Genomic DNA, 11,639 nt, shown 5'->3' on the forward strand with positions numbered 1-11,639 from the left:
GGTTCTGTGCGTGCGCCCCCACGGCGTGCGCCCGATGCGTACGGGGAGGAGGCGACGGGTGTCGGCACACACCAGGCGGGCCGTGGCGCTCGTCCTGAGCTCCATAGTCCTGGCCGGAGCCGCGGGCACCGCGGCCGTGCACGCCGCCCTCCCCGACGAGGACCCCGCGCCCGCCGCGACCTACGCCGCTGCCGCCGAGCCCGCCGCGCGCTTCGGGTCCGCCTGCCGCACCGTGATCGAACGGTCGAAGGCCGTCGCGTACTGCCACAACCCCTACCCCGAGGCCGACCTCGTCCGGCTGCACACCGAGTGCGCACGCTGGTGGGACCTCGACGGCGACGGCGGCCCGGTGGAGGTCGGCCCGGCCCAGACCGTACGGCTGACCGGCCGGTGCTGGAAGGAGGTCGGCAGCGTGTGGGTCACCCACGAACGCGCCCCCGACCCGCCGCACCCACCACTCGTCAGGCGCGAACGTCCGCGCTGAGCGTGCCGCCCATCAAGCGCGCCCGCGCTGACCATCAAGCGCGCGCCCGCGCTGAGCACGCCGACCGTCAGACGGCCGCGCCCTCGGTGAGCGCACCCCGCTCCGCCAGGCACTTCAGCGAGTAGCCCGCCGCCTCGGCCGCCGCGCTCTCCGCGTCGCCCACCCGGATGGCCTCGATCAGCCGCGCGTGGTCCATGTGGTCCTCGGGCCGCAGCTCGTGCCCGACGTCGAGGCGCAGCCAGTCGCGCAGGAGGTCGCCGAGGTCCGCGTACAGCCCGATCAGCACGTCGTTGTGGGAGGCCGCCACCACCGCCAGGTGCAGGGAGGCGTCCGCCGTGACGAACTGCTCGGCGTCGCCCGACGCCCACGCCTCCTCGCGCCGCGCGAGCAGCGCGTCCAACTGGCGTACGTCCTTGTCCGTACGACGCTGCGCCGCGAGCCGCCCGGCCGAGGACTCCAGCGTGGAGCGCAGCTCGGCGATGTGCAGCGGATCGGCGTCCGCGAACCGGCGGTGCATCACCCCCGCCAGCTCGCTCGTCGCCAGGACGTAGGTGCCCGAGCCCTGCCGGATGTCGAGCAGACCGTTGTGCGCGAGGGCGCGCACCGCCTCGCGGACGGTGTTGCGCGCCACCCCGAGCTGCTCGACCAGCTCGGGCTCGGTCGGAATGCGTGACCCCACGGGCCACTCGCCGGAGGTGATCTGGTTGCGCAGGGCGGTGATCACCTGGTCGGAGAGTGCGGAACGCCGGGGAGAGGTCAGCGTCATGGTGCTCCTCGTTCGGGGCGGGATGCGGCGGTGGACGGGGACGGGACGTCGATTGGACAACCAATCATCCCATGATTCTATGATGGACCTTATGCCAGTCGACGAAACCCGGACCCTGAGCCCCGAGCCCAGCACCGCACACACCCCCCGCACCGCCCCGGACAAGCGGACCCTGGACGCGCAGAGCGCCCGGAAAAAGGCGCCCGCGTACTCCGTATGGCTCGTGCGGCTCATGGTCGTCGGCCTGGTGCTCGCCGCGCTGAACCTGCGCCCCGCCATCACCAGCCTCGGCCCGCTCCTCGAAGAGGTCCGCAAGGGGCTCGGGATGAGCGGCACGGTCGCCGGTCTGCTCACGTCCGTGCCGTCGGTCTGCTTCGCGGTGTTCGGCATCATGGCCCCGCGGCTGGCCCGCCGCTTCGGTCCGGCGTCCATCGTCTGCGCGGGCATGACCGCCATCGCCGCCGGACTCTTCCTGCGGCCCTTCCTCGGCGGCACCCCCGGCTTCCTGGTCGCGAGCGCGCTCGCCCTCGTCGGCATAGCCGTGTCCAACATCCTGCTGCCGGCCATCGTCAAGCAGTGGTTCCCGGACAAGGTCTCCACCATGACCGGCCTCTACTCGATGGCCCTCGCGATCGGCACCTCGCTGGCCGCCCTGTCCACCGTCCCGCTCACCAAGGCGCTCGGCGGCAGCTGGCAGACCGGCCTCGCCGTCTGGGGCATCCTCGGCGCCCTCGCGCTCTGCGTCTGGCTGCCGCTCGCGGTCAAGCACGGCCGCGACCGCAAGGCCGCCACCGCCCGGGCCGAGGCCGAGACCCCCGAGGTCGAGGCCCTGGAGTCGGCCGCCTCGGTGCCCGCACCCGGTCTGCGCATGGTCAAGTCCCGCACCGCCTGGGCACTGGCCTGCTTCTTCGGCCTCCAGGCCACGGCCGCGTACATCACCATGGGCTGGATGCCGCAGATCTTCCGGGACGCGGGCATCTCCGCCGGCACCTCCGGCATCCTCCTCGCGCTCACCATGGCCATGGGCATCCCGCTCGCCTTCGTCATCCCGCGCGTCGCGACCCGGCTGACCCACCAGGGCCCGGTCGTCCTCGTCCTCGGCCTCTGCGGGCTGACCGGATACGCGGGCCTCTACCTCGCCCCGGCGGGCGGCGCCTGGGCCTGGGCGCTGCTGCTCGGCGTCTCCAACTGCGCCTTCCCGCTGGCCCTGACGATGATCGGGCTGCGCGCCAAGAGCCACCAGGGCGTCGTCAAGCTGTCCGCTTTCGCGCAGAGCATCGGCTACCTGATCTCCATCCCCGGCCCGCTGCTCATCGGCGTGCTGCACGACGCCAGCGGCGGCTGGGGCCTGCCGATCGCGCTGATGGCGGCGCTCATGCTGCCGCAGATGGTCGTCGGCGTCCTGGCCGGCCGCAACCGCACCATCGAGAAGGAACTGGCCGCCTGAATCCGGGCACGGGCCGGCGGCCCGGCGAGTGGCCCGGGGGAGCGTCGACCCGGCGGCGGGGGAGCGGGCAAAGGGTGCGAGACTGGGCACCATGCCTGTACTCGACCCGAATCCCCCGAACGGCCAGAAGAAGCTGCTGATCGTGCTCGGCGCCATGCTTCTCGTCACGGTGATCATCGCGGTCATCGCCACGATCGCCTCCCCCTGACCCGGACCTTCTGACGCGGTCCTTCGGGGGCGATGGTGGGGTTGTCCCCACCATCCCCTAGGGGGCTGGACTCAGGGTCGAGTGGGTAGTTCACCGGATGGGCCCCGGCGCCCGCACTCCGTAGGTTCTAGGTATCCACCGGGTACCGCCCGCAGACCTCACGGAGGCGGCCATGTCGGCCCCAGCTCACAGCCCCGCCCGCGCCGCGCGCCGGACCTCCACCGGCAAGCGCCTGCCGTGGTGGTCCGTGGTCCTCCCGGCGCTCTCCTTCGCCGTGCTCCTGGTCCTCGTTGCGGGCCCCGGGCAGGCGCACGCGTCGCCCGCCACGCAGGACGGTCCCGGCATCGCGTACCTGGTGGGCCGACTCCTCGACGTACTGCCCCTCTGACCCGTCACCCGTGGTGGGGGACCGTGCCAACACCCCGGGCCCCGGCGCGCGTTTCGTGCGAAGCTGGGGTGCATGAGCGTCGATACACCCCGCAGGATCGTCCTTCTCCGGCACGCCAAAGCCGACTGGCCGCAGGTGTCCGACCACGACCGGCCGCTCGCCGAGCGGGGCCGCCGGGACGCGGCCACCGCAGGCCGCAAGCTTGCCGACACGGGCCTCACCTTCGACCTGGCCCTGTGCTCCACCGCCGCCAGGACCCGTGAGACGTGGAAGCTGGCCGTGCAGGAACTGGGCCACCGCCCGAAGACCGTCTACGAGGACCGGCTCTACGAAGCCTCCACCGGCGAGATCATCACCGTCCTCAACGAGACCCCCGACGACGTCACGAACCTGCTGGTCATCGCCCACAACCCGGGCATGCACGCGGTCGCCGACTCCCTCGCGGGCCAGGCCGACCCGGACGCGCTGGCCCGGATGACCAAGGGCGGCTTCCCGACCGCGACGTACGCGGTCCTCGAATTCACCGGCTCCTGGAAGTCCGTGGAACTGGGCATGGCCCGGCTGACCGACTACTGGGCGCCGCACGACTGATCGGCGTTACGCAGAAGGGGGTGCGGGCAGCGAATCCACTGCCCGCACCCCCTTTCCCGTACCCCTCAGTGCTCCAGCCCGGAATCCCCGTCCGCGGCCTCGACCTCTTCACGCGTGATGCCCAGCAGGTACAGCACGGTGTCCAGGAACGGCACGTTCACCGCGGTGTCGGCGGCCTGCCGTACGACCGGCTTGGCGTTGAACGCCACACCCAGGCCTGCCGCGTTGAGCATGTCGAGGTCGTTGGCACCGTCCCCGATCGCCACGGTCTGATCCAGCGGAACCCCGGCCTCCGACGCGAACCGGCGCAGCAGCCGCGCCTTCCCGGCCCGGTCCACGACCTCGCCGATCACACGCCCGGTCAGCTTTCCGTCGACGATCTCCAACGTGTTGGCCTGCGCGAAGTCCAGCGACAGCTCTTCCATCAAGGCATCCGTGACCTGGGTGAACCCCCCGGAAACGACGCCCACTTGATACCCGAGCCGCTTCAGCGTCCGTACGAGCGTCCGCGCGCCCGGCGTCATCCGCACCTCGGCCCGGACCTTCTCCACGACCCCGGCGTCGAGCCCGGCCAGCAGCGCCACCCGCGCATGCAGCGACTGCTCGAAGTCCAGCTCCCCGCGCATCGCCTGCTCGGTGACGGCGGCGACCTCCGCCTCGCACCCGGCGTGCGCCGCGAACAGCTCGATCACTTCATCCTGGATGAGCGTCGAGTCCACATCCATCACGACCAGCCGCTGCGCCCGCCGGTGCAACCCCGCCGACACGACGGCCACATCCACCCCGATACCCGCCGCCTCCAGTGCGAGCGCGGTCCGCAGCGGCTCGGTCTCCACCCCCGACACGGCGAACTCCACAGCCGTCACCGGATACTTCGCCAGCCGGAAGATACGGTCGATGTTCCCGCCCGTGTCGGTGATCCTGGCCGCTATGGCAGCCGTGGACTCCGCCGTCAGCGGATGCCCGAGCACGGTCACGTGCGAACGGCCGCTGCCACGCGGCCGGTTGTCACCGACACCGGAGATGATCTCGGCCTGGAGCTTCAGCGACTCCGCCCAGCTGTGCACGGTCGCCCGCAGCTCACCGGCGGCGGCGACGGTCGGCTCGGTCACGAGCACGCACAGCACGATGCGGCCACGGGTGACGACCTGCTCGATGTCGACGACGTCGACGGAGTAGGCGGCGAGGGTGTCGAAGAGCCCGGCGGTGATCCCGGGCCGGTCCTTCCCGAAGATCTTGACGAGAAGGGTCGGAACATCATTACTCGGCAGTGCGCTCATGGTCCCCCCACCGTATCGGCCCCCCACCCCCGAGTCCCCACCCGTCTTACCCCCCGGACAGGCGGCTACAGCTCAGGGGCGCGGGACTGTCCCAACGTGCGGCTCCGCCGCACGGGCGCCCCATCGGGCGCGCGGGGCTGTTTCGATGTGCGGCTCCGCCGCACGGGCGCGCCCAGCACGCTCGCCACCGCCAAGCAGCGCCCCTTCAGGGGCGCGGGGAACTGCGCGACCAGCCACCCACCCACCCGCACGGAACCGTCCACAGCCCCGCGGGTTTAGGTGAAGGGGCGGGGCTGGGGCGAAACCGACCACCGCCCACCCCACCCCCGGCCCACCGACAACCCACCCACCCCCGTACAACGCCCTACTTCCGCCCCCTCCCAGGAGTCCCCGGCGGCGGAGGCCCCTCCTCCTCCGGCGGAGCCGAGGCCCCCGCCCCCTCACGCCCCTTCCCCGGCGCCCCCGGCGCCACAGGCGGCCCCGGAATCCCCGTGATCGTCGGCACCGCATGCCTCCCGTCCTTCGTCTTCCGATGCGGAACCGACCCCATCGACCCCGTCGGCGGCGGCTCGGCCGACGAGCCGGCGGACCCCCCGGAAGGCGCCCCGGACGCCGCCCCGGAAGGCCCCCCGGACGCCGCCCCGGAAGGCGGCCGGGCCGGGACCGCCGGCCCAGCCCTCCAACCACTCCCCGCCCCCGCCCCCGGCGGCCCCCCGGGCCGCACCGCGTCCCCCACCTCCCGCACCGGCCGCAAATACGGATTCGTACCGTCCCCGACACCCCCCTCCCCGTACGACGGCGACGGCCGATACGGCCCCGGCACATATGCCAGATCCGGATACGTCCGGTCCCCGCGCCCCGGAACACCCCCCGGCGGCAACGCCAACGGAGCCGCCCGCGACCCCTCCGCCCCCGCCACGCACGCCAGCAGCGCCCCGGCCGCCCCCGCCGCGGCCCCCCACACCACACCCAGCAGCAACGCCATCGGCACGCTCCCGCTCAGCGCGAGCCCCGCCCCGACCGCGTCGAACCCCAGCACCGAGAGCGACGCGTCCGCCGACACCCCGGTCAGCCACACCAGCAGCGGCAGCGCGGCCCCGGTCACCGTCCCGAGCGCCACCGCGCACTGCCCGGCGTACCCGATCCGGGACAGTTCCTCCCGCGGGGTCCTGGCCGCCGCGAGCACACCGGCGTACAGCATCATCACGATCACCGCGACGGCCAGCAGCCACACCCGCCCGTCGAGCTCGGCGAGCCGCGGCACGGAGAGCGGCCGTACGTCGGAACCCGACAGCAGGTCGTCCACCGGCGACGGCAGCGCCCCCGCCAGCGACCCCGTCACCCGCCCCTCCCACGGCACGAAGAGCCCCAGCGGCACCGCCAGCCACACCCCGTTCGGCGCCCCCAGCAGCGCGGCCCCCAGCACCCGCCCCGGCCGGTCGTCCCCGATCGCGGCGTACAGCGCGGCCGCGAGACCGGCGAGCACTGCCATCACCAGCACGGCCGTCAGCGCCGACGTGGCCGGCCGCAGCACCCGGTGCACCGCGTCCCACCCCCGGGGCAACGGGGTCCTGCGCGACGCGAGCAGCGCGATGATCAGCACCCCCACCACCCACACCGCACCACTCACCAGCGATGTCCCCGTATTCACGGAGAAACCGACCGTGGCCTTCGCGTCGACCAGGTCGGAGATCCGGTCCGGAAGCAGCCCGCCGAGATCGCCGGGGAGCTTGTCCGCGATCCCTCCGGGAAGATCGTTTCCGGGAATTTTGTCGAGTCCCAGCTTCGCGCCGTCAATCGTGATGACGTCGTGACCCGCCCACGCGAGACCACCGAGCGTGACGAGGAACAACACCACCAACGACCCCGCCCGCACCGCGAGTTCGCTCCCCGGAATCTCCCGCCCGGCGCGCTTCAGCGAGCGCAGGAAGAAGAATCCGAGCAGCAGGGCCCCGACCAGACCCACCCCAAGTGGCGCAATGTCGACGGCTGTTCGCGCCGCCGCGCCTTCCATCCCGAAGGCCGAGACGCTCCCGGTCGGTGTGACGGAGCCGCCCACCGCCAGGACGACGACCGCGGCCGTCATCGACCGCAGCGACCCGGCGGCATCCGCCCCGAGCAGGTGCAGGCCGAGCGCCGCGGTGCCCGCCATTCCGACCAAAGCCCAGCTCACAGCGGCAATTGAGGCGAGAAGAACATCGCCCCAGCGCACCTTGACCCGACCGTTCCCACCCATCAGACCACCCGATCCGTACCGGTAAGTCCTCTTCGCCCGGTTCCCGCATGATCCGTACGCAGACGTACGCACTCATGGCCGCTTACCACTCTCCGGTGGTGTTTCTGCCGAGTCAACGGGCGTGCGGAGGCCGTGCGCACCCCCTTTTCACATGGGCCGACTTTCGTATTCGAGTCCGGGCCTGAAATAGTTCCCCCCGATGTTCACCATCCCTAGACTCCCGGTGACGGGCGTAACTACGGGGGACAACTAGTGGGGCATGGAGTGCCGGAACTCGTACTGGAATTGAATGGAAGGACCTGGGCTCTCGATTCGTCCAGGTCGTACACCGTGGGGCGCGACCCGCAGGGCGACGTGGTCATAGACGACGCCAGGGTCTCCTGGCGGCACGCCACGATCAGCTGGGGCGGCCGTAGCTGGGTGATCGAAGACCACGGCAGCACCAACGGCACGTACGTGCAGGGCCAGCGCATCCACCAGATGGAGATCGGCCCCGGCTCCGCCGTGCACCTGGGCAACGCCACCGACGGCCCGCAGCTGGTCCTGTCCGGCTCGGGCGGCGGCTCCGCGCAGCAGGCCCGACAGCCGCAGGGCGGGGGCGGCGGCCAGCAGGTGCCGAGCTGGCAGCAGCAGCCCGCCCAGCACCAGCCGCCCCAGGGTCACCAGCCGCCCCAGGGTCACCAGGCTCCGCAGCACCAGGCCCCGCAGCACCAAGCCGCCCGTCAGCAGCCCCAGCAGCCGAGCTGGCAGCAGCAGCCCCCGCAGGGCCAGGGCCACCAGCCGCCCCAGCAGCAGGGCGCCCCGCGCCCTCCGCAGGGTCAGCAGCCCTCGTACCAGCAGAACAATCCCCAGGCCTCCGCGCAGAGCGCTCAGCCCGGCGGCGTCGCGGGGGCTCCGCCGGTCTACGGCGACCGCAGCCCGACCACGTTCCACCAGATGGCACTCGGCCGCGTCATGCGCATCGGCCGCGCCCTGGAGAACGAGCTGGTCGTCTCCGACCTCCAGGTCTCGCGCCTGCACGCCGAGTTCCACGCGACGCCCGACGGCCGGATGGAGATCCGCGACCTCGGCTCGCACAACGGCACGTACATCAACGGCCAGCCGATGCAGAAGTCGGGGACGGCCCTGCTGGGCCCCAACGACATCGTCGGCGTCGGCCACTCCACCTTCCGCGTCGTCGGCGACCGGCTCGAAGAGTTCGTCGACACCGGTGAGGTCTCCTTCTCCGCCCGCCACCTGACCGTGACGGTCGACGGCGGCAAGGACATCCTCAAGGACGTCTCCTTCGGCGTCCCCGAGAAGTCCCTCATCGCGGTCATCGGCCCCTCCGGCTCCGGAAAGTCGACCCTCCTCAAGGCGCTCACCGGCTACCGGCCCGCCAACAAGGGCGACGTCCTCTACGACAACCGGAACCTCTACAAGCAGTTCGCCGAGCTGCGCCAGCGCATCGGTCTGGTCCCGCAGGACGACATCCTGCACAAGGAACTGACCGTCAAGAAGGCCCTCAAGTACGCCGCCAAGCTGCGCTTCCCCTCGGACACCTCCGAGGCCGAGCGCAACCAGCGGATCGACGAGGTCCTCGGCGAGCTCAAGCTGGACATCCACAAGGAGAAGAAGGTCACCTCCCTCTCCGGCGGCCAGCGCAAGCGCGTCTCGGTCGCCCTGGAGCTGCTGACCAAGCCCTCCCTGATCTTCCTCGACGAGCCGACCTCGGGCCTCGACCCGGGCATGGACCGCGACGTCATGCAGCTGCTCCGCGGCCTCGCCGACGACGGCCGCACGGTCCTGGTGGTGACCCACTCGGTCGCCGAGCTCGCCATCTGCGACAAGCTCCTGGTGATGGCCCCCGGCGGCTCCGTGGCCTACTTCGGCCCGCCCGAGGAGGCCCTGAACTTCTTCGGCTACAGCACCTGGGCCGACGTCTTCTCCGCCTTCGAGAACTACCGCGACTACGACTGGGCGGGCCGCTGGCGCGGCTCGCAGCACTACCAGATGTACGCGGCGGACATCGACGCGGTCGCCGCGACGCCCGTCCACATGCCGCCCCCGCAGCAGATGCGCCCGCCGAAGCCGCAGGGCTGGTTCTCCCAGCTCACCACGCTGGTCCGGCGATACGTCTCCGTCATCGCGTCCGACAAGGGCTTCATGGCGCTGATGCTGATCCTGCCCGCGGTCCTGGGCGTGGTCAGCCTCCTCATCCAGCCCGGCGAGGACATGCTGCCCAACAAGCCGCGCGCCAACGGCAGCATCGCCCCCAACGGCACCGCGACCACCGTCCTGCTGATCCTCTCGGTCGGCGCCTGCTTCGCCGGTGCCGCCAACTCCGTACGAGAGCTGATCAAGGAACGGGTCATCTACGAGCGCGAACGGGCCACCGGCCTCTCCCGCTCCGCGTACCTGATGTCCAAGGTCATCGTGCTCGGCCTGATCACCGCCTTCCAGGGCGTGATCGTCGGGCTCATCGGCTTCACGCAGCGCGAGATCCCCAAGGAGGGCCTGATCCTCAAGGGCCTCCCGCTCCTCGAACTGTGCCTGCCGATCATGGCGCTCGGCTTCACCTCGATGATGTTCGGCCTGATCATCTCGGCGCTGGTGAAGACCTCCGAGAAGACGATGCCGCTGCTGGTGATGTTCGCGATCGTCCAGGTCGTCTTCACCGGCTGCCTGTTCATCCTGAACGGCGGCTTCGCCAACTACCTGTCGTACGTCATGCCGTCCCGCTGGGCGGTCGCCGCGGCCGGCACCACGCTCGACTTCAACAAGGTCAGCCCGAACCTCGACGACCCCGGAAACCCGGACCCGCTCTGGGACCACGAGGTGCTCCAGTGGTTCATCGACATGGGTGCGCTGCTGGCGATCGGCGCCTTCTGCGGCATCCTCGTGGCGCGCTTCCTGCGCCGCCACGAGCCCGAGGTCATGCGCAAGTGACGCGGTAGCCGATACGGCGATACGAGGAAGGGCGGCCCCCGGAGTGATCCGGGAGCCGCCCTTCCTCGTGTGCGTACGTCGCTCAGTAGGCGCCGTTGACGTTGTCGATCGACCCGTAACGGGCGGCGGCGTAGTTGGCCGCGGCCGTGATGTTGGAGACCGGGTTGTAGATGTCGTGCGGGGTGCCCGGCACGTGGTACGCGTTGAACGTCGGCTGGATGACCTGGAGCAGGCCGATCGACGGCGTGCCGTTCTGCGCGTTGACGTCCCAGCCGTTCATGGCGCGGGGGTTGCCGGTGGACTCGCGCATGATGTTGCGGTGCAGCCCGTCGTACGAACCGGGGATGCCCCGCGTCTTCATGACGTCCAGCGCTTCCTTGATCCAGCCGTCGAGGTTGTTCGCGTACACCGGCTTGCGCGCGGCGGCACGGCTCGCGGCGGCCTTCTCCTCGGCGCGCTTCTTCGCGTCGGCGTCGGCCTTGGCTTTCGCGTCCGCCTTGGCCTTCGCCTCGGCGGCGGCCTTCTCCTTGGCTGCCTGGTCCTTGACCCGCTTGTCGGCGGCGGCGTGCTGCTCGACGACCTTGGCCTGCATGGTGCCGGTGCCCTCGGGGGCGACCATCGCGACGGCGGCCATGTCCTGCGTCCCGGCCTCGGCCTCGGCGGAACCGCCACCGGGCAGGAGGGTCAGGGCGAGGGAGGCGGCGCCGAGCGCGGCGACTCCGGTGATCGAGACCCGGTGGGTCTTGGTCAGGCGGCGACGATGGCCAGAGGCGGAGGACATGCAGACGTACCTCTCGGAGGGGACGGGGGAGTGCCGCGGACTCCGCGACGACCGCAATTCTTAGCGCCCGCAAAATCCCTGCGCAAAGACCCCACATACGAACCCCGATAGTGGACCCGTCCCCCCGAAGGACCGTCCCGGACCGCTGCCACCCCCGCTCACACGCCCTTTATCCCTCCACTACGCCCCTTCGTAAGTGACCTGCGTCCTATGCCCGGCCTCACATCAACCACGTAACAACCTCACCCCCCGTAACCCCCGCAAACACTTCCGTAACCCCTCCCACACCGTCGAAACCGCCCTCCCTCTTCCTCGGGCGGCAGGGCCGCCCCTCCCCACCCTCCCCCCAGCCCCCTTGGGCGACGGGGCCGCCCCTCCCCACCCTCCCCCGTAGCCCCCTTGGGCGACGGGGCCGCCCCTCCCCACCCTCCCCCGTAGCCCCCTTGGGCGGCGGGGCCGCCCCCCGGGGGCGGGACGGGCGGGCAAGGGGGCGGCCCCTCCCGCTCCCGGCCCACCCGGGTGCCGCCCCT

Annotated in this window: 10 protein-coding genes; 6 read left to right on the plus strand and 4 right to left on the minus strand. The window is 71.6% G+C overall.

What is annotated here, in order from left to right; genetic code table 11:
* Nucleotides 1-34: 34 nt before the first annotated feature.
* On the plus strand, nucleotides 35-484 hold the full coding sequence (locus ACIO3O_RS38880; protein ID WP_401754409.1) for a hypothetical protein: 450 nt from the start codon (nucleotides 35-37) through the stop codon (nucleotides 482-484).
* 67 nt (nucleotides 485-551) lie between these two features.
* Here ACIO3O_RS38880 and ACIO3O_RS38885 read toward each other — a convergent pair whose 3' ends face one another.
* Nucleotides 552-1,250: a FadR/GntR family transcriptional regulator gene (locus tag ACIO3O_RS38885; protein WP_401754412.1), complete on the minus strand. Its 699-nt coding sequence runs from the start codon at nucleotides 1,248-1,250 to the stop codon at nucleotides 552-554.
* A 91-nt stretch (nucleotides 1,251-1,341) separates the two neighbouring features.
* On the opposite strand from ACIO3O_RS38885, the gene ACIO3O_RS38890 reads away from it, so the two are divergent.
* The 4 genes from ACIO3O_RS38890 to ACIO3O_RS38905 all read left to right on the plus strand — a co-directional run bounded on the left by ACIO3O_RS38890 (nucleotide 1,342) and on the right by ACIO3O_RS38905 (nucleotide 3,884).
* Complete coding sequence (locus tag ACIO3O_RS38890; RefSeq protein WP_401754415.1) at nucleotides 1,342-2,697, plus strand: CynX/NimT family MFS transporter; 1,356 nt, start codon at nucleotides 1,342-1,344, stop codon at nucleotides 2,695-2,697.
* A gap of 91 nt (nucleotides 2,698-2,788) precedes the next feature.
* Entirely contained in the window at nucleotides 2,789-2,905 is a 117-nt protein-coding gene (locus tag ACIO3O_RS38895; RefSeq protein WP_401754418.1) for an SGM_5486 family transporter-associated protein, read from the plus strand.
* Nucleotides 2,906-3,077: 172 nt separating this feature from the next.
* On the plus strand, nucleotides 3,078-3,293 hold the full coding sequence (locus ACIO3O_RS38900; RefSeq protein WP_401754421.1) for a hypothetical protein: 216 nt from the start codon (nucleotides 3,078-3,080) through the stop codon (nucleotides 3,291-3,293).
* A 72-nt stretch (nucleotides 3,294-3,365) separates the two neighbouring features.
* Entirely contained in the window at nucleotides 3,366-3,884 is a 519-nt protein-coding gene (locus ACIO3O_RS38905; protein ID WP_401754423.1) for a SixA phosphatase family protein, read from the plus strand.
* Nucleotides 3,885-3,949: 65 nt separating this feature from the next.
* Here ACIO3O_RS38905 and serB read toward each other — a convergent pair whose 3' ends face one another.
* Nucleotides 3,950-5,164 (minus strand): phosphoserine phosphatase SerB, encoded by a 1,215-nt coding sequence (gene serB / locus ACIO3O_RS38910; protein WP_401754426.1) that lies wholly within the window; start codon nucleotides 5,162-5,164, stop codon nucleotides 3,950-3,952.
* A 364-nt stretch (nucleotides 5,165-5,528) separates the two neighbouring features.
* Nucleotides 5,529-7,337, minus strand: a complete 1,809-nt coding sequence (locus ACIO3O_RS38915; protein WP_401754429.1) for a streptophobe family protein — start codon at nucleotides 7,335-7,337, stop codon at nucleotides 5,529-5,531.
* Nucleotides 7,338-7,664: 327 nt separating this feature from the next.
* Between ACIO3O_RS38915 and ACIO3O_RS38920 the strand changes: the two genes are divergently transcribed.
* Nucleotides 7,665-10,328: an FHA domain-containing protein gene (locus ACIO3O_RS38920; protein WP_401754432.1), complete on the plus strand. Its 2,664-nt coding sequence runs from the start codon at nucleotides 7,665-7,667 to the stop codon at nucleotides 10,326-10,328.
* Nucleotides 10,329-10,410: 82 nt separating this feature from the next.
* On the opposite strand, the gene ACIO3O_RS38925 is transcribed toward ACIO3O_RS38920, so the two are convergent.
* Nucleotides 10,411-11,109 (minus strand): transglycosylase SLT domain-containing protein, encoded by a 699-nt coding sequence (locus tag ACIO3O_RS38925; protein ID WP_401754435.1) that lies wholly within the window; start codon nucleotides 11,107-11,109, stop codon nucleotides 10,411-10,413.
* Nucleotides 11,110-11,639: the final 530 nt, after the last annotated feature.

It is taken from the genome of Streptomyces sp. NPDC087440, from assembly GCF_044744005.1.
Classification (GTDB): domain Bacteria; phylum Actinomycetota; class Actinomycetes; order Streptomycetales; family Streptomycetaceae; genus Streptomyces.

What these genes read in the sequence shown, in the direction of transcription:
- ACIO3O_RS38890 (WP_401754415.1), top strand. Translation starts at nt 1,342, where the DNA reads ATGCCAGTCGACGAAACCCGGACCCTGAGCCCCGAGCCCAGCACCGCA.
- ACIO3O_RS38900 (WP_401754421.1), top strand. Translation starts at nt 3,078, where the DNA reads ATGTCGGCCCCAGCTCACAGCCCCGCCCGCGCCGCGCGCCGGACCTCC.
- ACIO3O_RS38880 (WP_401754409.1), top strand. Translation starts at nt 35, where the DNA reads ATGCGTACGGGGAGGAGGCGACGGGTGTCGGCACACACCAGGCGGGCC.
- ACIO3O_RS38925 (WP_401754435.1), bottom strand. Translation starts at nt 11,109, where the DNA reads ATGTCCTCCGCCTCTGGCCATCGTCGCCGCCTGACCAAGACCCACCGG.
- serB (WP_401754426.1), bottom strand. Translation starts at nt 5,164, where the DNA reads ATGAGCGCACTGCCGAGTAATGATGTTCCGACCCTTCTCGTCAAGATC.
- ACIO3O_RS38885 (WP_401754412.1), bottom strand. Translation starts at nt 1,250, where the DNA reads ATGACGCTGACCTCTCCCCGGCGTTCCGCACTCTCCGACCAGGTGATC.
- ACIO3O_RS38905 (WP_401754423.1), top strand. Translation starts at nt 3,366, where the DNA reads ATGAGCGTCGATACACCCCGCAGGATCGTCCTTCTCCGGCACGCCAAA.
- ACIO3O_RS38895 (WP_401754418.1), top strand. Translation starts at nt 2,789, where the DNA reads ATGCCTGTACTCGACCCGAATCCCCCGAACGGCCAGAAGAAGCTGCTG.